Source organism: Streptacidiphilus neutrinimicus (assembly GCF_000787815.1).
Taxonomy (GTDB): domain Bacteria; phylum Actinomycetota; class Actinomycetes; order Streptomycetales; family Streptomycetaceae; genus Streptacidiphilus; species Streptacidiphilus neutrinimicus.
Genome location: NZ_BBPO01000030.1, coordinates 29,756 through 51,183, shown reverse-complemented (window position 1 = coordinate 51,183; position 21,428 = coordinate 29,756). Strand labels below are relative to the sequence as shown.

Annotated in this window: 16 protein-coding genes; 6 read left to right on the top strand and 10 right to left on the bottom strand. The window is 71.4% G+C overall.

The window, feature by feature from the left end:
* Positions 1 to 35 precede the first annotated feature (35 nt).
* The 5 genes from TR48_RS20055 (at position 36) to TR48_RS20035 (ending at position 6,894) form a co-directional block, all read left to right on the top strand.
* Positions 36 to 2,576: a YfhO family protein gene (locus tag TR48_RS20055; RefSeq protein ID WP_052442808.1), complete on the top strand. Its 2,541-nt coding sequence runs from the start codon at positions 36 to 38 to the stop codon at positions 2,574 to 2,576.
* A 19-nt stretch (positions 2,577 to 2,595) separates the two neighbouring features.
* Positions 2,596 to 3,534 carry a glycosyltransferase family 2 protein gene (locus tag TR48_RS20050; protein ID WP_042369300.1) on the top strand — a complete coding sequence of 313 codons (939 nt, stop codon included), beginning with the start codon at positions 2,596 to 2,598 and terminating at the stop codon, positions 3,532 to 3,534.
* A gap of 98 nt (positions 3,535 to 3,632) precedes the next feature.
* Complete coding sequence (locus tag TR48_RS20045; RefSeq protein ID WP_042369343.1) at positions 3,633 to 3,971, top strand: GtrA family protein; 339 nt, start codon at positions 3,633 to 3,635, stop codon at positions 3,969 to 3,971.
* Positions 3,968 to 5,593 (top strand): glycosyltransferase family 39 protein, encoded by a 1,626-nt coding sequence (locus TR48_RS20040; RefSeq protein ID WP_052442807.1) that lies wholly within the window; start codon positions 3,968 to 3,970, stop codon positions 5,591 to 5,593. Before TR48_RS20045 ends, TR48_RS20040 begins: the two co-directional genes overlap by 4 nt.
* 89 nt (positions 5,594 to 5,682) lie before the next feature.
* On the top strand, positions 5,683 to 6,894 hold the full coding sequence (locus tag TR48_RS20035; protein ID WP_152628058.1) for an acyltransferase family protein: 1,212 nt from the start codon (positions 5,683 to 5,685) through the stop codon (positions 6,892 to 6,894).
* Here the strand turns inward: TR48_RS20035 and TR48_RS44405 are convergent.
* Positions 6,887 to 7,039 carry a hypothetical protein gene (locus TR48_RS44405; RefSeq protein ID WP_170183546.1) on the bottom strand — a complete coding sequence of 51 codons (153 nt, stop codon included), beginning with the start codon at positions 7,037 to 7,039 and terminating at the stop codon, positions 6,887 to 6,889. The two genes, TR48_RS20035 and TR48_RS44405, sit on opposite strands and share 8 nt — an antisense overlap.
* A gap of 249 nt (positions 7,040 to 7,288) precedes the next feature.
* Between TR48_RS44405 and TR48_RS20030 the strand changes: the two genes are divergently transcribed.
* Positions 7,289 to 7,918, top strand: coding sequence for a DUF2461 domain-containing protein (locus TR48_RS20030; protein ID WP_042369298.1), 630 nt, complete (start codon positions 7,289 to 7,291; stop codon positions 7,916 to 7,918).
* A 45-nt stretch (positions 7,919 to 7,963) separates the two neighbouring features.
* On the opposite strand, the gene serA is transcribed toward TR48_RS20030, so the two are convergent.
* The 9 genes from serA to TR48_RS46610 form a co-directional block, all read right to left on the bottom strand.
* Positions 7,964 to 9,556: a phosphoglycerate dehydrogenase gene (gene serA / locus TR48_RS20025; protein WP_042369296.1), complete on the bottom strand. Its 1,593-nt coding sequence runs from the start codon at positions 9,554 to 9,556 to the stop codon at positions 7,964 to 7,966.
* A gap of 297 nt (positions 9,557 to 9,853) precedes the next feature.
* The gene (gene ilvC / locus TR48_RS20020; RefSeq protein WP_042369294.1) at positions 9,854 to 10,852 is read right to left on the bottom strand and encodes a ketol-acid reductoisomerase; all 999 of its coding nucleotides are present in this window, start codon (positions 10,850 to 10,852) and stop codon (positions 9,854 to 9,856) included.
* 124 nt (positions 10,853 to 10,976) lie between these two features.
* Entirely contained in the window at positions 10,977 to 11,501 is a 525-nt protein-coding gene (gene ilvN, locus TR48_RS20015; RefSeq protein WP_042369292.1) for an acetolactate synthase small subunit, read from the bottom strand.
* 22 nt (positions 11,502 to 11,523) lie between these two features.
* Complete coding sequence (locus TR48_RS20010) at positions 11,524 to 13,416, bottom strand: acetolactate synthase large subunit (protein WP_268873587.1); 1,893 nt, start codon at positions 13,414 to 13,416, stop codon at positions 11,524 to 11,526.
* Between the two features lie 210 nt (positions 13,417 to 13,626).
* Positions 13,627 to 16,554 (bottom strand): putative bifunctional diguanylate cyclase/phosphodiesterase, encoded by a 2,928-nt coding sequence (locus tag TR48_RS20005; protein WP_052442805.1) that lies wholly within the window; start codon positions 16,552 to 16,554, stop codon positions 13,627 to 13,629.
* A gap of 237 nt (positions 16,555 to 16,791) precedes the next feature.
* Complete coding sequence (locus TR48_RS20000) at positions 16,792 to 17,703, bottom strand: 2-hydroxyacid dehydrogenase (protein WP_042369288.1); 912 nt, start codon at positions 17,701 to 17,703, stop codon at positions 16,792 to 16,794.
* 161 nt (positions 17,704 to 17,864) lie between these two features.
* A complete protein-coding gene (locus TR48_RS19995) occupies positions 17,865 to 20,891 on the bottom strand; it encodes a helix-turn-helix transcriptional regulator (RefSeq protein WP_084729574.1) in 3,027 nt (1,008 codons plus the stop codon).
* 36 nt (positions 20,892 to 20,927) lie between these two features.
* Entirely contained in the window at positions 20,928 to 21,104 is a 177-nt protein-coding gene (locus TR48_RS44400; RefSeq protein ID WP_170183545.1) for a hypothetical protein, read from the bottom strand.
* A 222-nt stretch (positions 21,105 to 21,326) separates the two neighbouring features.
* A partial coding sequence (locus TR48_RS46610; protein WP_152628060.1) for a hypothetical protein occupies positions 21,327 to 21,428 on the bottom strand: 102 nt, incomplete at its 5' end.

The following is a 21,428-nucleotide window of genomic DNA, read 5'->3' as shown; positions in this document are numbered from 1 at the left end:
GAACGCCGCGGGTCAGGGGTAGGGAGTTGGAAAGAGTGTCCTGCGCCGTCCACGACGCCGCACCGGCGTCGCCGCGCGAGGCGTCCGCGACCGCGCGACCGACCGTCCTGCCGGCCGGGCGGGAACTGCGGGCCGGGCTGGTCGCTGCCCTGCTCGCGATGGGCGCGTACTGCGTCGCGACGGCCCTGCGCGGCACCTACCCCTTCGGTCCGCGGGGCCGGGCCATCAACGACCTCGGCAACCAGTTCGTCCCCTTCCACGCACACCTGTGGGACCTCGCCCACGGCAAGGGCGGGGGCGACCTCTTCTACAACTGGAACAGCGGCTTCGGCGTCCCCTATCTCGGGGACTTCCTCACCTATCTGGCCGACCCCTTCTCCTGGCTCACCGTGCTGTTCCCGCGCGACGCGGTGAACCTGCCGGTGTTCCTGACCGCGCTGCTGGGCATCGGCCTGGGCACCGGCCTGATGACGCACTGGCTGGGCCGGGTACGGCCCGGTTCGCCGTGGCTGCGGGCGCTGCTCGCCGTCGGCTTCGGGCTCTGCTCCTGGGCCGTCAACGAGGCATCCCCGGACCCCATGTGGTCCTGGGGCCTGGTCTCCCTGCCACTGATCGGGATCGCGGTGGACTGGGCCCTCACCGGCCGTCGCTGGGTGCTCGGCTCGTTGCTGGTCGCGGTCTCCTGGTTCGGCGACTTCTACACGGCCGCGATGGCCACCCTCGCCGCCGGGCTGATCGCGGTGGTCCGCGTCTGCCTGCGGGACGAGGGCCTGCGGCGGGGGCTGCTCTCGCTGCTGCGCGCGGCGGCGGTCGTCGCGGTCGGGGTGGCCCTGGCGGCGCCGGTGCTGTTGGTCTCCTACCGGGCCAGCCGGCTGGCGGCGCCGATGCCCCCGGCGCCGGTGCCGTTGCCGGGCTTCCTCCAACAGGTCGCCTGGCTGCTCCCGGCGGTCCGGTACCGGTTCGCCGGGCCGGACAGCGCGGTCGGGGTGACGGCGCTGCTGCTCTGTCTCACCTTCCCCTTCATGCGCGGAGTGCCGGGGCGCGAGCGGGTCGCCTGGATGCTCCTGCTCGCGGTGACCTGGGCCAGCATGGTCTTCGAGCCGACGCTGATCCTGTGGCAGGGCGGCGCGCTGCCGAACGGCAGCCTCTTCCGTGAGGTGTTCGTCTTCAGTGCGATGCAGGTCACGGTCGCGTGGCTGGCCATCAGCCGCCGACCGGCGCTGCGGGAGCTGCTCGGCGGCGCCGGGCTGCTGGTGGCGATCGTCGTCTGCGCCTGTTTCTGCGCCTCCCGCCAGCCCGGCGTCCTTTCCTACCTGCTCCCGACCGTGGCGGTGGGCGGCCCGCTGTCGGTCGTGGCAATCGCGGCGCTGCGCCGGACGCACGGCCGCCCCCGGGCCGTCCGCGCGGTCGGCGTGGCCCTGGCCCTGACGGTCTTCGCGGGCGGCGTGGTCCAGGTCTACGCCCTCGACACCCTCCGCAACCTGCGTCCCTTCTTCGCACCCCACGTGACCGTGGACGCGCAGACCAGGAGGGCCGTGGCCGCGCTCGCCGCGACGGCCCACTGGCCCGCCTCCCGGACCGACCCCGGCCCGCACGGCTTCGCCGACAACGACTCGGAGCTGCTCGACGGCCAGGGCGGCGACTACTACAGCAGCTACGTCCCGGCCGAGACGGCCACCGCGACGGGCCGGCTCGGCCTGATGTACACGATGGCGGGCCGGCACGTGTACGGCCCGAACGATCCCGCCACCCGTGCCGTCTTCGGTGTCACCTCGTACCTGGAGGCCGCTCCCGGCCGACCGGCCGGCTTCGTCCAGCGCCACCAGAAAGCCTCGCCGCTGCTGACGCTGCACCGCGCCGCCCCCGCCGGGGCGCGGGCCACCTCGGCCTTCCAGCGGCAGAACGACCTGCTCGGCGGCGACGTCTGGGTCGCGCCGGGGGCGGTCGTGCCCGGGCCGGCCGCGGCGCGCCCGGGGACGGAGTTCACCGCGAGCTGCCCGGCGGGCTCCGAGGTGTACGTCGACGGCGGCTTCGTCGGCGGCACCGTCACGGTGAACGGCACCTCCCGGCGGCTGCTCGGCTCCTACCCGCTGACCAGCTACGGGCTGACGGACTTCGGCCGGATCGGCGCCGACGGCCGGATCGCCGTACGGCTCCGCGCGACGGGCCGGCAGACCCTCTCCCCCGGCCAGGTGGGCTGCCTGGACCTCGCCGCACTGGACGCGGCGGTCGCCGCGCAGAAGGCGGGCGGGCCGACCTCCCTGGAGATCTCCGGGCACGCCTTCTCGGCCCGGCTCCCGCACGGCAGCATCGGCTACGCGGTGCTCGCCTCCACCGTCCGCACCGGCTGGACCTGCACGGTCGACGGCGGACCTGGGCTCAGACCGGTCGACTACGATGGGCTGTTCGGCATCCCGCTGGGCCCCTCCGGTGCGAGTGCGCTGTCCTGCGCGTACACTCCACCCGGACTCAAGGCCGGTGCTCTCGGCACCGGAATCGGCCTGATCGGACTGCTCGCACAGCCCGGCTCCGTCTGGGTCCGCCGCCGCTCCCCGCTGTTCCGTCCCCGCGCTTGATGAGACCCGGAATCGCCACATGAGACTGTCGATCGTCGTCCCCTGCTACAACGAGGAAGCTGTCCTCCAGCTCTTCGACACCAGGATCCGTGAGGTCCTGGACGAGCTCCCCCTCGAGTACGAGCTCTGCTACGTCGACGACGGCAGCCGCGACGGGACCCTGCACCAGCTGCGCGGGCTCGCCAAGGACAACCCGGAGACCACCAAGTACGTCTCCTTCAGCCGCAACTTCGGCAAGGAGGCGGGCATGCTGGCCGGCCTCAAGGAGGCCACCGGCGACGCGGTCGTGCTGATGGACGCCGACCTGCAGCACCCGCCGGAGCTGATCCCGAAGATGCTCGAGCTCTACCAGCTCGGCCACGACCAGGTCATCGCCCGCCGCACCCGCGAGGGCGACAAGTTCGTCCGGACGCTGTTCAGCAAGGCGTACTACCGCCTGATCAACCGGGTGGTCGACGTCGAGCTGACCGACGGCGTGGGCGACTTCCGGCTGCTGTCGCGCCAGGCCGTGGACGCCCTGCTGTCGCTGCAGGAGTACAACCGCTTCTCCAAGGGCCTGTTCTCCTGGATCGGCTTCGACACCGCGACCTTCGACTACCGCAACGCCAGCCGCGAGGCGGGCGAGACCAAGTGGCGCTTCAGCTCGCTGCTGAACTACGCGCTCGACGGTCTGATCTCCTTCAACAACCGCCCGCTGCGCCTCGGTATCCACATGGGCCTGCTGCTGAGCGCCCTGGCTGTCGCGTACGCTGCGGTGATCACCGTTCTGGCGATCGTCAACGGCATCACCGCGCCCGGCTACGTCACCCTGATCGTGGCCATCGTCGGCCTCGGCGGCCTGCAGATGGCCATGATCGGCCTGGTCGGCGAGTACATCGGCCGCATCTACTACGAGACCAAGCGGCGACCGCACTACCTCGTCAAGGAGCGTGCGGGAGATCGGCTGGACCGGCGGTGACGGAAGTGAGCACACCGGGCCCGCAGACCTCGGAGCAGGCCGCCGCGGCCCGACCCCGGGTCGGCCGCAAGGACCTGTGGCAGATCGTCAAGTTCGGCATGGTCGGCGGCGTGAACACGGCCACCTTCTACGCGTCCTACCTGCTGCTGCACCCGCACATGCCGTACTTCCTGGCCTACACCCTCGCCTTCGTGGTCAGCATGGTCGGGTCGTTCTTCATGAACACCTACTTCACCTACCGGACGCGGCCCACCTGGGGGAAGTTCGTCCGGTTCCCGCTGACCAACGTGACCAACTACGTGATCACGAGCGTCGGCACGGTGATCCTGGTGAGCGGCGTCGGGATGAACGACAAGATCGCCCCGCTGGTGGCGGCGGTCGCGGCGATCCCGTTCACCTTCGTCCTGTCGCGCAAGATCCTCACGAGGACGGCGTGACCGAGCAGATCGTCGACACCGCTTCACCCGCCGCGCCGGGCCCGCGCGCCGAGCGGTCCGGGGAGCGGGGCGTCGCCCGGCGTCTGCGGGCCCTACCGGTGTGGGTGTGGCCCGCCGGGCTGATGCTCCTGCTGACCGTGTGGGACATCGGCCGGCCGCAGCTGTGGCGGGACGAGAACGCGACGTGGAGCGGTGTCAGCCGCCCCCTCCCGGAGCTGCTGCACCTGCTCGGCAACGTGGACGCCTCGACCGGCGCGTACTACCTGGTGCTGCACGCCTGGACCCAGGTCTTCGGTCTGTCCGCCGTCGCGATGCGGCTGCCCTCGGCGCTGTTCATGACGGTGGCCGCGGGTGCCGTCGCCTGCGTCGGCCGCCGGCTCTTCGGCGACGCCGCGGGCCTGGCCGGTGGCCTGCTCTTCGCCCTGATGCCGACCGTCTCGCGGTACGGGCAGGAGGCGCGCGCGTACGCGCTCGTCGTGATGGCCGCGGCGGTGGCGCTGCTGCTCCTGCTCCGCGCGCTGGAGCGGCCCGGGGTAGCCCGGTGGGCGCTGTACGGGGTCGCTGCGGCGCTGGCCGGCGCCGCCCACCTGGTCGCGCTCACCGCTCTGCTGGGGCACGGGGCCGCGGTGCTGCTCCACGCACGCCGGCACCGGTCGTGGCGCCCGGTGGCCGCCTTCGCCGCCACCGTGGCCTGTGTGGCCGCGGCCTTGTCCCCGCTGCTGCTGCTCAGCCACTCCCAGGTCGGCAAGCAGCTGTACTGGGTCCACCACCCCGACCTCGCCCGGCCCTGGTCCACCTTCGGCGATCTGGGCGAGGCGCTGGTCGGCTCGTCCGTCGGGGCGCTGGTGCTCGGGCTCCTCGTGCCGGCCGCGTTGTGCCTGGCACGAGGCCGTGGCCCGGCCCGGGGGACCGCCGTCGCGGGCGCCGTCCTGCCGGTGCTCGCCGTCGTGGTGGTGTCGGAGTTCGGCACCTCCTACTTCCTGGCCCGCTATCTGCTCTTCACCCTGCCCTGCTGGGCGGTGCTCGCCGGCGCGGGCCTGGTCGCGGGCGCGCGGCCGGCCGTCCGCCGGCTGCCCGCGCGGTTCGCGCCGCTCGGACGCGGGGGGAAGCCGCTGGTGGCACTGCTGACAGCCGGCGGGCTGGCCCTCACCGCCGCGACCACCCTTCACGACCAGCGCGAACTGCGGACCTACGCGTCCCACGAGTGGATCAGCTATCCGCTCAGGCCGCTGGACCGGTACTTCTCCTACCAGGGGGCCGCCGAGGCTGTCGTGGCGCACGCCCGGCCCGGGGACGGCCTGGTGTACGTGGCCTACCGGGGCGACATGATCGACCTCGGGGTGGACTACTACCTGGGCACGCACCTGAAGACGCTCGACCAGTTCTTCGTCTCCCGCACGCCCCAGCGCAACGGCACCTACGTACCGACGTACTGCGCCCGTCCGACCGCCTGCGTGGCCAGCGCCCCCGACCGGGTCTGGGTCGTCCGGCAGACCTCGAACTACCGGCCCACCGCTCCGTTCGACGCCCAGGTCGAGGCGCTGCGGCAGCACTACAGGGTCGAGCAGACGTACCGCCTGTCGCGCGTCGAGGTCCAGCTGCTGGTGCGCACGACCCCGTAGGTGGGGTCCACATATGAGTTGAACGGCAAATCGTCTCATAGTGGAAACGACCGCAAGGTGAACACCAGATTCCGGGATATCGTCTCCGGGTGCAGACCTCACGCCCCTCCCGACGCCTGGTCCGTTTCACCGGAGGGCCCAACAGCGGAGCAGTGCGGCTCGACGCCCTGACGAGCCTGCGGTTCTTCGCTGCGTTCGCGGTCTTCATGCACCACTTCAACGGCTTCGACCGGCACGGAGGCGTCGCCAGGGTGCCGCTGCTGTACCCCTGGACCCTGATCGGGGCGCACGGCGTCACGTTCTTCTTCGTGCTGTCGGGCTTCCTGCTCACCTGGAGTTGGCGGCCGGGGCGGCAGAGCCTCGGCGGCTACTACTGGCGCCGCGCGGGCCGCATCTGGCCCGCGCACCTGGTCGCGACGATCCCCGCGATGCTGCTCTTCTACAAGATCGGCTGGGGCACGGACCACACCAATCTCTGGTCGACCGTCTCCTCGCTGTTCCTGGTGCAGAGCTGGTTCCCGGGGGTGAACCCCTCCCTGCCGGGCAACCCGGTGACCTGGACGCTCAGCGTCGAGCTGCTGTTCTACCTGCTGTTCCCGTTCGCCTACCGGCTCTTCGAGCGGCTGCGCACCAGGACGCTCATGCTCGTCGCCTTCGGCGGCTTCGTGGCCATGTGGCTGCTGGACGTGTGGGCGCTGTACACCCTGCGCCCGTCCATGGAGTCGTGGCTGATGCGCACGCCGGTGGTCTACCTGCCGGAGTTCGCCCTGGGCATGGCGTTCGCGTTCGCGCTGCGCCGCGGCTGGCGGATGCGGCTCCACCCGGCCGTGGTCCTGGTCCTGTTCGCCGCCTACATCCCCGTGTACGACCTCCACGCGGTGGGCCCCTACGGCCGCTACGGCATCCAGGTGGAGGCGACGGTCCGGCAGACGGTCGCGGTCTTCTCCGTGCTGCTCATCTGCGCGTTCGTCCAGCGTGAGCTCGACGGACGGAAGGGGCTGCTGCACTGGCGCCCGCTGGTGCTGCTCGGCGCCTGGTCGTACTGCTTCTACCTGGTCCACCAGCAGGTGATCCAGGCCATGTACGACCTGCACCTGTGGCAGCCGGCCAGCAACGGCAACGTGTGGATCATGCTGGTGACCGCCGCGATCGGCACCTTCTGCGCCTGGCTCCTCTACACGCTGGTCGAGGAGCCGGTCCGCAAGTGGTGGTCGGCCCGGATGCCCGGGTCGCTCGAAGTCGCCCCCGCCCCCCGGGGTGTTCCCCACCAGGGGGCGCCGGCCAGGGACCGCGTCAGCTAGCGGCCGCGGCGTCGGCGTGCAGCTCGTGTCCGGTGGAGCCGCCGTTGTCACGGCGGTCCAGCGCCCGCTGCAGCGCGGCGGCCGCCTGAGCGCGGGTCTGGGCGGTGGCGGGGGTACGACGGGTACGCGTCTTAATGGCGTGCATGGGGAGACTCCTGGGGAGTGAGTACGGTCCGGGATGCGATATGACGGGCCGGACAGGGGTCTCCTGCGCTGGGGCCGAGCCGGACATGGCCGTGGATACGGCAGACCATCCGACTGCATGCATTTCACGTTACGACAACGCGTCTGCGCTGTCTGCACGGATACTTGGAATTCCTACTATCCGAGACGGACACCACCCGGGCACGCTGCGCACGCTGCCCTGACCCCCTGCGGCCACTAGGCTCTGACCATGAGCTTCCAGGGTTGGCCGGCCGAGGCGCTCGAGTTCTACGAGGGCTTGGAGGCGGAGAACAGCAGGGACTACTGGACGTCCCACAAGGACGTCTACGAGCGCTGCGTGCGCGAGCCGATGGAGGCCCTGCTGGAGGAGCTCGCGCCGCGCTTCGGCGAGGCGAAGATCTTCCGCCCCAACCGCGACATCCGTTTCTCGGCGGACAAGTCGCCCTACAAGACCCACATCGGCGCGGTGCTGGAGAACGGCGGCTACGTCCAGTTCTCGGCCGACGGCCTGGGCGCGGGCAGCGGCTGCTACCTGATGTCCACCGACCAGTTGGCGCGCTTCCGCGAGGCCGCGGCCGAGGAGAAGTCGGGCAGGGCGCTGGAGTCGGCCATCGCGAAACTGACGAAGGCGGACATCGAGATCATGTCCCACGGCCGCCTCAGGAGCGCACCGCGCGGCTATCCCAAGGACCACCCGCGGATCGAACTGCTGCGCAACAAGAGCATGGTGGCGTGGCGACAGTGGCCGGTCGAGCCGTGGCTGGGGACGGCCGAGGCCAAGACCCGCGTGGTCGGCTTCCTGAAGGCGACGAAGCCGCTGAACGAGTGGCTCGACACGTGGGTCGGCGGCCACGACTGAGCGGCGCGGGACTGGGCTCGTCGCGCAGCCCCGCGCCCCTGTGCGTTACGCGGACAGGTTGACGCTGCGCGCGAACTTCGCGCCGATCTCCGCGGCGATCTCGTTCAGCAGGCCCTGCGGGATCTCGCTGTCGACCGTCAGGGAGACGAGCGCGTCGCCGCCCTCCTCGTCGCGGGAGACCTGCATGCCGGCGATGTTGATGCCGGCGTCGCCGAGGAGCTTGCCGAGGGTGCCGACGACGCCCGGGCGGTCCTCGTAGCGGAAGAAGCCCATGAAGTCGGTGAGGGCGACGTCCACGTCGAACTCGTTCACGCCGACGATCTTCTGCTGGCGCTTCGGACCGGTGAGCGTGCCCGCCACCGAGATCTCGCGGCCGTCGGTCAGGGTGCCGCGGACCGTGATGACGTTGCGGTACTCGGGGCTCTCGCTCAGCGTGGTGAGGCGGACCTCGAGGCCGCGCTCCTGCGCGAACAGCGGGGCGTTGACGTAGGAGACCGTCTCCGCGACGACGTCCTCGAAGACGCCCTTGAGGGCGGACAGCTCCAGCACCTTCACGTCGTGCTGGGTGATCTCGCCGCGCACCTCGACGTCCAGGCGGACGGCGACCTCGCCGGCCAGCGCGGTGAAGATGCGGCCGAGCTTCTCGGCCAGCGGCAGGCCCGGACGGACGTCCTCGGCGATGACGCCGCCCTGGACGTTCACGGCGTCCGGCACCAGCTCGCCCGCGAGGGCGAGGCGGACGCTGCGGGCGACGGAGATGCCCGCCTTCTCCTGCGCCTCGTCGGTGGAGGCGCCCAGGTGCGGGGTGGCCACGACGTTGTCGAAGCCGAAGAGCGGCGAGTCGGTGCAGGGCTCCTTGACGAAGACGTCCAGGCCCGCGCCGGCGACCCGGCCCTCCTTGAGCGCGGCGGCCAGCGCCTCCTCGTCGACGATGCCGCCCCGCGCGGCGTTGACGATGCGGACGGTCGGCTTGACCTTGTGCAGCGCCTCGTCGCCGATCAGACCGATGGTCTCCGGGGTCTTCGGCAGGTGGACGGTGATGAAGTCGGCGACCTCCAGCAGCTCGTCCAGCGAGACGAGCTTGACGCCCATCTGCGCGGCGCGCGCGGCCTGGATGTAGGGGTCGTAGGCGACGATCTTCATGCCGAATGCGGACATGCGCTGCGCGACCAGCACGCCGATGCGGCCGAGGCCGACGACGCCGAGGGTCTTCTCGGCCAGCTCCACCCCGGTGTACTTGCTGCGCTTCCACTCACCGCCCTTCAGCGCGGCGTTGGCGGCCGGGATGTGACGGGCCGTCGAAAGCAGCAGGCCGCAGGCGAGTTCGGCGGCGGTGACGATGTTGGAGGTCGGCGCGTTGACGACCATCACGCCCGCCTTGGTGGCGGAGGGGACGTCCACGTTGTCGAGACCGACGCCGGCGCGGGCGACGACCTTGAGCTTGCGCGCGGCGGCGATCGCCTCCGCGTCCACCTTGGTGGCGGAGCGGATCAGGATCGCGTCCACGTCCGCGAGGGCGGGAAGGAGCTCGGCGCGGTTGGCCCCGTCGCAGTGGCGGATCTCGAAGTCCGGCCCGAGCGCGTCGACGGTGGCAGGAGACAGCTCTTCAGCGATGAGAACTACAGGCTTGCTGCTCACGACAGTTTGTCCTTACTGTCCGGTTCTCCCCGAAGCCGTGCGAATGGGGGCGCACCCGCGTTGCTTGGACGGCATGGAGGGGACGGTGGCATGCCGCGTTGGAGACGCACGACGCTGTGAGCCTGACGCGCAGATTGAGTCTATCGGCGGAGGTGCTTCCGCCGAGCGCCCCTGCGGAAGAATCACCCGCCGGGGATGGTACGGACCGTACAAACGATCCCTACAGGAATGCTGTAATGCCGCGGGGGTGGCCGCTCGACCGCTCGGCCACCCCCGGTTCACTGCTGACGAGAGCGCTTACGCCTCCTCGTCCACCCAGCTCATCAGCTTGCGCAGCTTCTTGCCGGTGGTCTCCAGCAGGTGCTCGCTGTCCGCGTTCTTGTACTCGTTGTACTTCGGCAGACCCGCCTTGTACTCGGCGATCCAGGTGTTGGCGAAGGTGCCGTCCTGGATCTCGCCGAGGACCTTCTTCATCTCGGCCTTGGTCTGGTCGGTGATGATGCGCGGGCCGGTGACGTAGTCGCCCCACTCGGCCGTCTCGGAGACGGACCAGCGCATCTTCTCCAGGCCGCCCTCGTACATGAGGTCGACGATCAGCTTCAGCTCGTGGAGGCACTCGAAGTAGGCGATCTCGGGCTGGTAGCCCGCCTCGACCAGGGTCTCGAAGCCGGCCTTGACCAGGGCGGCGGTGCCACCGCAGAGCACGGCCTGCTCGCCGAAGAGGTCGGTCTCCGTCTCCTCGGTGAAGGTGGTCTTGATGACGCCGGCGCGGGTGCCGCCGATGCCCTTGGCGTAGGAGAGCGCGAGCTCCAGGCCCTTGCCGGTGGCGTCCTGCTCGACGGCCACGATGCACGGGACGCCGCGGCCCTCCTCGTACTGGCGGCGGACCAGGTGGCCCGGGCCCTTCGGGGCGACCATGCAGACGTCGACGTCGGCCGGGGGCTTGATGAAGCCGAAGCGGATGTTCAGGCCGTGACCGAAGAAGAGGGCGTCGCCGGCCTTCAGGTTCGGCTCCACGACCTCCTTGTAGACGTCGGCCTGGATCGGGTCCGGCACCAGGATCATGATCACGTCGGCTTCGGCGGCGGCCTCGGCGGGGGTGACCACGCGCAGCCCCTGCTCCTCGGCCTTGGCACGGGACTTGGACTCCGGCAGCAGGCCGACGCGGACGTCGACACCGGAGTCGCGCAGGGAGAGCGCGTGCGCGTGACCCTGGCTGCCGTAGCCGAGGATGGCGACCTTGCGGCCCTGGATGATGGACAGATCGGCGTCGTCGTCGTAGAACAGCTCGGCCATCGCTGGCTTCTCCTTGCGGGATGGATTCCTTGTGGACACCGTACGCGCGATCACCTGCACGGACGGTGGATGTCTCAAAGCGTGAGATTAGCGTCTCACGCGGGGAAAATCAGGGGCGCGCGGCTCAGGCGGACCGCTCGACAGCGCGGAGCGACCTGTCGGTAATCGACCGTGCTCCCCTGCCGATGGCGACCATGCCGGACTGGACGAGCTCCTTGATGCCGTACGGCTCCAGCATCTTCAGCATGGCCTCGAGCTTGTCGCTGCTGCCCGTGGCCTCGATCGTCACCGCGTCCGGGGAGACGTCGACCGTCTTCGCGCGGAAGAGCTGGACGATCTCGGTGACCTGGCCGCGGGTCTCCGCGTCCGCGCGGACCTTGACCAGCATCAGCTCGCGGCGGACCGCCGCGACCGGGTCCAGCTCGACGATCTTTATGACGTTGACCAGCTTGTTCAGCTGCTTGGTGACCTGCTCCAGCGGGAGGTCCTCCACGTTGACGACGATCGTCATGCGGGAGATGTCCGGGTGCTCGGTCGGGCCGACGGCCAGGGAGTCGATGTTGAAGCCGCGACGCGAGAACAGAGCGGCGATCCGGGCGAGGACGCCCGGCTTGTTCTCGACCAGGACGGAGAGGGTGTGCTTGGACATGGCTTTCGAGGGCCCCTTCGTCTCAGTCGTTCTCGTCGCCGAAGTCCGGACGGACGTCGCGCGCGGCCAGGATCTCGTCGTTGCTGACACCGGCCGGGACCATCGGCCAGACCATCGCGTCCTGGTGGACGATGAAGTCGATGACGACCGGCGCGTCGTTGAGCGACATCGCCTTCTCGATCACCGCGTCCAGGTCCTCGGGGCGCTCACAGCGCAGCGCGTGGCAGCCCATGGCCTCGGACAGCTTCACGAAGTCCGGGATGCGGGTGCCCGCGGCGGGGCCCCTGCCGTCGTTCTCCGGGCCGTCGTGCAGGACGGTGTTGGAGTAGCGCTGGTTGTAGAAGAGGGTCTGCCACTGGCGGACCATGCCCAGCGAGCCGTTGTTGATGATCGCGACCTTGATCGGGATGTTGTTCAGCGCGCAGGTGACCAGCTCCTGGTTGGTCATCTGGAAGCAGCCGTCGCCGTCGATCGCCCAGACCTGCGTGTCGGGGCAGCCGGCCTTCGCGCCCATCGCGGCCGGGACCGCGTAACCCATGGTCCCGGCGCCGCCGGAGTTCAGCCAGGTGGCGGGCTTCTCGAAGGAGATGAACTGGGAAGCCCACATCTGGTGCTGACCGACGCCAGCGGCGTAGATCGCGTCGGAGCCGACCTTCTGGCCGATCCGCTCGATGACCTGCTGCGGGCTGAGCATGCCCTCCGGGGCTGCCTCGTAGCCCACCGGGTAGGTCTTGCGCCAGGCGTTGAGCTGCTCCCACCACTGGCCGTAGTCGAAGCGACGGTCGCCCGCCGTCTGGCCGGCGGCCTGCTCCTGCTGGACCGCGACGATGAGATCCGCGATGATCTCGCGGGCGTCGCCCACGATCGGGACGTCGGCCGCGCGGTTCTTGCCGATCTCGGCCGGGTCGATGTCGGCGTGGACGACCTTGGCGTTCGGGGCGAAGGTGTCCAGCTTGCCGGTGACGCGGTCGTCGAAGCGGGTGCCCAGGGCGAACAGCAGGTCCGCCTTCTGCAGCGCGGTGACCGCGGCGACCGAGCCGTGCATGCCGGGCATGCCCAGGTGCTGGTCGTGGCTGTCGGGGAAGGCGCCCAGCGCCATCAGCGTGGTGACGACCGGGGCGCCGGTCAGCTCGGCCAGGATGCGCAGCTCGGCCGTGGCCCCGGCCTTCAGCACGCCGCCGCCGACGTACAGCACGGGACGCCGGGAGGCGGCCAGCAGACGCGCGGCCTCGCGGATCTGCTTGGCGTGCGGCTTGGTCACCGGGCGGTAGCCGGGCAGCTGGGGCTCGACCGGCCAGCGGAACGTGGTCCGCGCCTGCAGCGCGTCCTTGGCGATGTCGACCAGGACCGGGCCCGGACGTCCGGTGCTCGCGATGTGGAACGCCTCCGCGATCACGCGCGGGATCTCGTCCGCGTCGGTGACCAGGAAGTTGTGCTTGGTGATCGGCATCGTGATGCCGCAGATGTCCGCCTCCTGGAAGGCGTCGGTGCCGATCGCCTTGGAGGAGACCTGGCCGGTGATCGCGACCACCGGGACGGAGTCCATGTACGCGTCCGCCAGCGGCGTCACCAGGTTGGTCGCACCCGGACCGGAGGTCGCCATACAGACGCCGACCTTGCCGGTGGCCTGCGCGTAGCCGGTCGCCGCGTGTCCCGCGCCCTGCTCGTGGCGGACCAGGATGTGACGCACCCGGGTCGAGTCCATCAGCGGGTCGTAGGCCGGGAGGATCGCGCCGCCGGGGATGCCGAAGACGGTGTCCGCGCCGACCGCCTCGAGGGAGCGGATGAGCGACTGGGCACCGGTCATCGGTTCGGGGCCCGCGTGGTGCGGGACGGGCGCTGCTGCCTGCTCGGTCATCTGCTGTTCCTTCTCGGCTGCTCGGACTTCTCGGAGGGGATCTCTAGGGCGGTTCACGCTGAGCGCGCTGCGCTGACTGCCTCACGGCAACAAAAAACCCCTCGTGCCCGTGTGGGCATGCGAGGGGTAGCGCGTCGGCCAGGTCAGCTCGGGAGTTGACTCCCGGCTCAGCCGACGCGCCCGCCAAGTACGAGAATTCGGGTGCGCATGCTGACGACCATCCTCCGACGCCCCGGGGGGTGTCAAGCCCACTCGATCCGTGTCTCATCATTCGGGATCTTCCTCGGACGTCCTGGTATCCGCCAGGAGCAGTGCCTTCAGTTCATCCTCCCGCATCGGCGGCGCGAAGTGCAGGCCCTGGCCTCGTGAGCAGCCGAGATCCCGCAGGATGCGGGCCTGCTCGACGCGGTCCACGCCGTCGGCGACGGTCTCCAGGCCGAGCTCGTGGCCGATCCGCAGGACGGACGAAGCGAGGGTGCGCAGGAAGGCGGAGTCGAGCAGGCCGTCCACGACGCCGCGTTCCAGCTTGAGCGCGTCCACCGGCAGCCGGCGCAGCTCGCTGAGCGGGGTCGCGCCGCCGCCGAGCCCGTCCAGGACGAGGCCGACGCCCAACTGTTTGAGCCGGCCGAGCCGCTGCACCAGCTCGTCGACGCCGTGGCCGCGGCCGTCCACGGACCCGGGGCCGCTGTCGCCCAGCTCGACGAGCAGCCGGCCACCGGGCAGGCGGGTGCGGCGGAGCACCGTCTCCGCGGTCTCCACCACCCCCGGGGCCGTCAGCGCGCGCGGCGAGAGCCGGACCGTCACCGGCAGCCCGCCGCCGCGTTCGGCGGCCTGCTCGACGGCCTGCTCGACCATCCAGCGGGACAGCCGCAGCGCCCGCTCCCCGCCGCCCGCCGCGTGCAGGAACTCGGCCGGGGTGAGCAGCAGCCCCTGCGCGGAGCGCCACCTGGCCTGCGCCGCCAGGCCGCTGACCCGGCCGCTGCGCAGGTCCACGATCGGCTGGTGGACGAGGGTGAACTCGCCCTCGCGCACGGCGGTGCGCAGCCGCTGGTCCAGCTCGGTGCGGCGGCGCAGTTCCGTGCGCAGCTCGGGCGAGTACTCGTGGACGCGGTCCTTGCCGCGCTTCTTGGCCTGGTACATGGCCAGGTCCGCGCTGCGCAGCAGGTCGGCCGCGCCCTCGGGGCCCACGGTCGGCTCGGCGAAGGCGATGCCGATGCTGGCGGCGACGGCGTGCTCCTCGTTGCCGAGGGGGTAGGGCGCGGAGACGGCGAGGCGCAGCCGCTCGGCGATGCCGAAGGCCTGCTCCCGGTCGACCTCGCCCACGAGCAGCACCGCGAACTCGTCGCCGCCGAGGCGGGCGACCGTGTCGCCCTCGCGCACGGACTCGCGCAGCCGTTTCGCGGCCAGCACCAGCAGTTCGTCGCCGACCTGGTGCCCGGCGGTGTCGTTGACGGCCTTGAAGCCGTCGAGGTCGACGAAGAGCACCGCGACGTCCGGACGCCTCTCGGCCCGGGGGGTGAGCGCGTCCCGGGCGCGTTTGAGGAACAGGGCCCGGTTGGGCAGCCCGGTCAGCGCGTCGTGGAACGCGTTGTACTCCAACTGCGCCTGAAGGCGGACGCGTTCGGAGATGTCGCGGCAGTTGAAGATCAGCCCGTCGCGGTAGCGGTTGACGGTGGACTCCACGTCCAGCCACTCCCCCGCGCCCGAGCGCACCCGGCACTCGATCCGGGCGGTCGACTCGGCCGCCGGTCCGTGGGCGGGCGCCTTGGCGAGATAGCGCTGCACCTCCCACAGCACGTGGCCGAGGTCGTCCGGGTGCACCATGTCCGGCAGCCTGGTGCCGACCAGCTCCTCCGCCGGGCGCCCGTAGACGCCGGCGGCAGCCGGGCTGACGTAGCGCAGCACGCCGTCCGGGTCGGCGATCATGATGACGTCGCTGGAGCCCTGCACCAGTGAGCGGAAGTGCCGCTCCTGGTGGCTGAGCCGCTGGGCCAGCGCCAGGTTGTCCAGCAGCATCACGCCCTGACGCAGGATCAGCGCGATGACGACGGTGCAGCTGATGATCAGCACGAACCGGTCCAGGTGGTGCTGCCCGAGCGCGTTGTAGAGCAGCGCGATGGTGCAGACGCCGGTGGCGGCGTAGGGGGTCAGCGCGCTGAAGGTGGAGGCCACGCGCGGCCGCCGCACGGACTCACGGGTGAGCGCGCGGCCGCCCCCCGCCCAAGGGGCCCAGGCCAGCAGCATGGAGCCGCAGAACCAGCCCGCGTCGAGCAGTTGGCCCGAGTGGTAGGCGTCCTTGAAGGACTGGCTGGTGAAGACCGCGTCACAGACCACCGTCACGGCCAGCCCCACCACCGCCGTGTGCGCCGCCGCCCGGTTGCCGTCCTGACGGCGGAAGCGCAGGCCCAGGACCATGCTGATGAGCAGGATGTCCAGCAGCGGATAGGCGAGCCCGACCGTCAGGCGCAGCGGGCTGTGCTGGTCGCCCGCCGCCGTCCGGCCCAGGGCGAGGGACCAGCTCAGCGTCAGCAGCGAGCCGGCGATCAGCCATCCGTCGAGTGCCAGGCAGAGCCAGCCGGCGGCATTGCGGGGCCGGTTGGAGAGCATCAGCAGCCCGAGGATGGCGGGCGGGGCGAAGAAGAGAAAGACGTAGTCGGCGATCGAGGGTGACGGCAGCGACTGGCGGAGCACGCACTCGTACCAGCCCCAGATGCCGTTGCCGAGAGCGACCATGAGCGAGCTCAGTCCGAAGCAGACCCAGGCCTTGCGATGTCGCCCCCCGGCGAGCCGCCCGTAGCCGAAGCAGGACAGCGAGGCGGTCAGCGCGGCCCCGGCCAGGCCGAAGTCGCCCATGAAGTCCGCAACCGCCGGTGAGCCCCAGCCGTACGCCGCGCCCGCGAGGTAGAGCAGGCAGACCAGCATCGCGAGTATCCGCGGCAGCCGGGCGGCGGCCTGCGAGAGCCGCAGTGGCTCGGGTGCGTGCGCGTCCCGGGCCGCGCCGTCCTGGGACGGCCCCCCGACGAGGTCGTCGGGGTGCTCCAGCTCCTCCTGCTCACCCTCGCCCTCGCCGTAGGCGAAGGGCGAGGCGGCGGACCGGCCGTGCTCCTCGGCCGCCCAGGGCCCGCCGCGGCGGGACTGGCCGGGCAGCAGCGGTGCGTCGGTGCTCAGCTCGGTGGTCAGCTCAGTGCTCAGCATGGGCAATCCCCCTCCGGCCCCGGGTGCGATCGGACCAGCGGGGCGGACAACTCCGTACCGGGTCTCCCGGTCGGGAACCTACACCACAGTCGTCACTCAGAGACATGCACACTCAACTCAGAGTAATGGCCACTGTCGAGGTAGCTGTACCCGATTCGAGGGAATCCGGGCGGTGCTGCTGCGCAGGAAGGGGGTGGCCTGGGCGCACGCCGGGGGCGCACGAGCGCCGCTCGAGCGTCAGCTCCGGTTGGCGAGCGGCTCCCCGTTCTCGTACCGCCGGATCTGCTCGCGCAGCGTGCGCTTGGCCCGGGGCAGGAACGCGCTGCTGGGTCCGCCCACGTGAGGGGTGATCAGCACGCCGGGGGCGTGCCAGAGCGGGTGGTCGGCGGGCAGCGGCTCCGGGTCCGTCACGTCGAGCGCGGCGCGCAGGCGCTGCGCGCCGAGCTCCTTCAGCAGCGCCTCGGTGTCGACCACGGGGCCGCGCGCGACGTTCACCAGCAGGGCGCCGTCCTTCATCCGGGAGAGGAACCCCGCGTCGACGAGGTGACGGCTCTCAGGGGTGAGCGGCGTCAACAGGACGACGACGTCGGCGGTCGGGAGCAGGGCCGCCAACTCCTGCGCGCCGTGCACCTCCTCCTCGGGGCGCGCACGACGCGCGACCCGCACGACGTCGCACTCGAACGGCTCCAGACGCGCGGCGAGCGCGCGGCCGATCGAGCCGTAACCGAGGATGAGCACCGTCTTGTCGGCGAGCGACTCGTGGAACTCCTGGCTCCAGCGCCCCTGGTCCTGCAGCCGGGTGAAGTGCGGGATCCCACGCAGCGAAGCGAGGACCAGCGTCACCGCGAGCTCCGCGGTGCTCGCGTCGTGCAGCCCGCGCGCGTTGCAGGCCACGACGCCCTCCGGCACGTACGGCAGCACGTCGTCCATACCGGCGGTCAGGGTCTGCACCACCTTCAGCGACGGCAGGCGCGGGATCACCGTGACCGCGACGGGGTGCCGCATGTACGGCAGGCAGAAGAACTCCACTCCCCGCAGCTCCTCGTCGGACGGCACCGGCCCGTCCCCGTCCCACACGAGGACGTCGAGCCCGACGGGCAGCCCGCCGATGGCGTCGGGGGCGTAGGGGAGCAGATAGCGAGCACTCATGCCCCGACCTTAACCACGTCCCCCCGCCATGCCGGACAGCGGACCTGTCGGTGCGGTGCGGCAGGCGGGAACGCGACTCACCGGCACCCGGTCCTGCAGGCGGGCGAAGTGCGGGATCCCGCGCAGCGAGGCGAGGCCCTGGCCGCTGAGCGGCGTGCGGCTCAGCTCGCCGGGATCAGGCGCAGGCGGTAGGCCACCGCGGCGGCCTCGCCGCGGCCGGTGACGTCGAGCTTGGCGAGGATGTTGGAGACGTGCACGCTCGCCGTCTTCGGGGAGATGAAAAGCTCCTCCGCGATCTGGCGGTTGGTACGCCCCAGGGCCAAAAGCTTGAGAACGTCCCGCTCGCGCGGGGTGAGGTGGAAGGTTTCCTCCTGCGGCGGCTGGGCCGCCGTCGGGGTCAGGCGAGCGCGGCCCGTCAGCGCGCGGAGGTCGTCGAGCAGGAGCTGGTTGCCCTGGCGGCGGGCGAGCTCCTCGGCCTGGGCCGCGACCTGCCCCGCCTCCGCCCGCTCGCCCGCCGCCGCGAGGGACTCCGCGAGGCGGAAGAGCGCGAGGCCGCGCGGGAAGGGGCACTCCAGGACGGAGAGCGCGTCGGCCGCCCGACGCCAGTGCGCCGTCGTCACCGTGCCCTCGGCGCGGGCGAGTTCGGCGTCGAGGACGGCCCGCCAACCGGCGTACAGGGGGAGTTCGGCGGTGAGGCCGGCCGCCGTCCCGCGGATGCGGGCGAGGACCTCCGCGCGGCCGGCGGCCATCGTCGGCAGGTAGCGGGCGTCCGCCTCCACCGCCGCGCCCGCGGCGAGCAGCGCCCACCAACTGCGGTCGTGGCCCTCGGGGCGGTCGCCGTCCAGGACGGCGACGAGCTCCGCCCGCGCCTCGGCGTACCTGCCCTGCGCGGCGGCGATCCGCATCGCCAGCAGCGCCGTCGGGACGTACTTCTGCGGCTGCCACACCAGCCCCACGCGTCTGCTCTCGGCGAGGTACTCCGCCGCGCCGGAGACGTCGCCGCGCAGCAGCGCGATCTCGCCACGGAGCCGGTGCATGAAGTCGCGGTGGGCGCGCTGACCCGCCCAGTCCGGTTCCTCCGCGAGCAGTCGTTCGGCCTCGTCCAGCTCGCCGAGCGAGATCAGCGGTTCGGCGAGGTTGCCGAGGATGATCGTGCCCGAGTAGCCGGTCATCCCGTTGGCACGGATCATGGCCAGACCCGTGCGGGCCACCTCCGCGGCCTCGCGGGAGCGGCCCTGCAGCTCGTGATGGCTGGAGAGGTTGGTGTAGACGCGGCTGAGCAGATCCACGTCGCCGATCGCCTCCGCCCGTTCGAGGATCTCCGCGAGCAGGGCCGCGCCCTCGTCGAGCTCGCCGTAGGCGCAGTGCAGCATGCCCAGCGTCAGCTGGGCGTGCAGTTGGAGCGACGTGGCGCCGACCTGCTCGGCGATCGTGACGGCGCGCCGGGCGATGTCGAGGTCCTCGCGGCGCGGGATGCCCAGCATCCCGTCGCACGCCTGACGGTGCAACAGCTCGGCCAGGACCGCCGAGGGCTCGCGGCCCTCCAGGAGCGCGAGCGCGTGCTCCATATCGGGGAGGGTCGCCGCGCCGACGTCGTAGCGCAGCGCCCGGGCGCGGGCGAGGATGAACCAGGCGGCGCGCTCCGGGGTCTTCTTCTCGTCGATCAGGCGCAGCGCGCGCTTGGTGTAGCGCAGGCCCCGGTCGGTCTCGCCGCTGAGGCGGGCGGCGACGGTGGCCTCGGCGAGCAGGTCGACGAGCTGGATCGCCACGCAGTCCCCGTCGCAGGTGCAGTCGCCCTCGCAGGCGCACGCCGGATAGCTCTCGTCGGCGTGGTCGTAGTCGCGCAGCGTGTCGCGGATCTCCGCGGGGACGTCCTCCCACAGCTCCAGGGCGCGGTCCAGCATCCGCAGCTGCTCGGAGAAGGCGTTGCGGCGGCGGGCCTCACGCCCGGCGTTGAGGACGGCGGGCATGGCGCGCGCGGGGTCGTTGGCGCAGTACCAGTACCCGGCCAGGCGGGACGCGCGCTGGTCGCTGGAGACGAGCGACGGGTCGGACTCCAGCACCATGGCGTAGCGGCGGTTGGCGCGGGTGACCTCGCCCGGCATCAGGTCGTCGGAGACGGCCTCGCGGACCAGCGCGTGCCGGAAGCGGTAGCCGTCGCCGTCGGAGGTCTGCTGGATGATGTTGGCGCCGACGGCGGTGCGCAGCGCGTCGATCAGCTCGTCCTCGTCGAGCGTGCCGGTCGCCTCGACGACGGCGGCCAGCAGGCCGTGCTCGACGCGGGAGCCGCCCTGGGCGAGGATGCGCAGCATCGTCTGGGTGGGCTCGGGCAGCGCCTCGATGCGCACCAGCAGCAGGTCGCGCAGCGTCTCGGTCAGGCCGGTGCGACAGCCCTGCTGGGAGGCGACGGCGAGCTCCTCCACGAAGAACGGGTTGCCCTCGGACCGCTTGAAGATCTGGCCGACCAGCTCCGGGCTGGGCCGGGACGGGCTGAGGATGCCGGTCAGCTGGCGTCCCACCTCGCGGCGGCCGAGCCGCGGCAGCTCCAGCCGCTGGACGGTGCGCAGCCGCTCCAGTTCGGCGAGGTAGGGCCGGACGGGGTGGCGGCGGTGCAGGTCGTCGCTGCGGTAGGTGGCGAGCAGCACCAGCCGGGCCCGGTGCAGGGTGCGGATCAGGTAGGCGAACAGCTCCCGGGTGGAGCGGTCCGACCAGTGCAGGTCCTCGACGGCGAGGACGAGCGTCCGCTCGGCCGTCAGCTGCTCGAAGAGCTGCGCGGTGTGCTCGAAGAGACGGGCTCGCGCGTACTCGTCATGCGCCTCGGGCGGCGCCTCGCCCATGTCCGGCAGCAGCCGGGCCAGGCTGCTCTCACGTCCGACGGCGGCCGCGCCGAGCTCGCTCCCAAGAGCTCGGTGCAGCCGCCGCAGGATCGTGGCGAAGGGCGCGTAGGGCAGCCCCTCCGCGCCCACCTCGAGGCAGTTCCCGACCACGGCCGTGGACCCCCGTGCCTCGGCCGCGGCCTGGAACTCCTCCAGCAGGCGGGACTTACCGACGCCTGCCTCTCCCCCGATGAGCAGGACCTGTGGCTGTCCCCCGTCGGCGCGCTCCAGCGCGTCAGTGAGGGCGGCCATCTGGGATCCGCGTCCGATGAACACGGGACTGACTGATATCCGCTCCACGTTCGGCAGCATCGCACACAACCCCGCTGGTCAGCACGGATTAAGGCGTCATCGGGCGGTCGCGTGGAGGAAGCGGCGGGCAGGCCGCCCGCTCCTCGCGGCGTCCCGGCGTTCACCCGCCTTCCGGGCCTTGTTCGCGCGCTGGACCTCGCGGACCAGGCGCTGGTGCTCGGCCTTGGCGATGAGCTCGTCGGTGCGGGCGACGATCAGCTGGTACTCGAACATCTTCGTTCCCCCTGTGGATGGGTCGTCCGGGTTTCTCTTCCTGACGACGTCCAATCTCCTCTGCCAGGGGGATGCGCGGCATCGGGCGCTTGCCTGATCTTGAAGGGCCCCGGGTCCTTAGAAACGCAGGACCGCCGCCCCGAGCACTCCTAAGTACTCGAAGGCGGCGGTCCGTACGGGCTAAGACGCCTTACCGCGGCTCACCGCGGCGCGCGTCGACGCCTACTCCGGCGTGACGCCGAGCTTCTCGAAGATCAGCTCCTTGACGCGGGCGGCGTCGGCCTGGCCGCGCGTCGCCTTCATGACCGCTCCGACGAGCGCGCC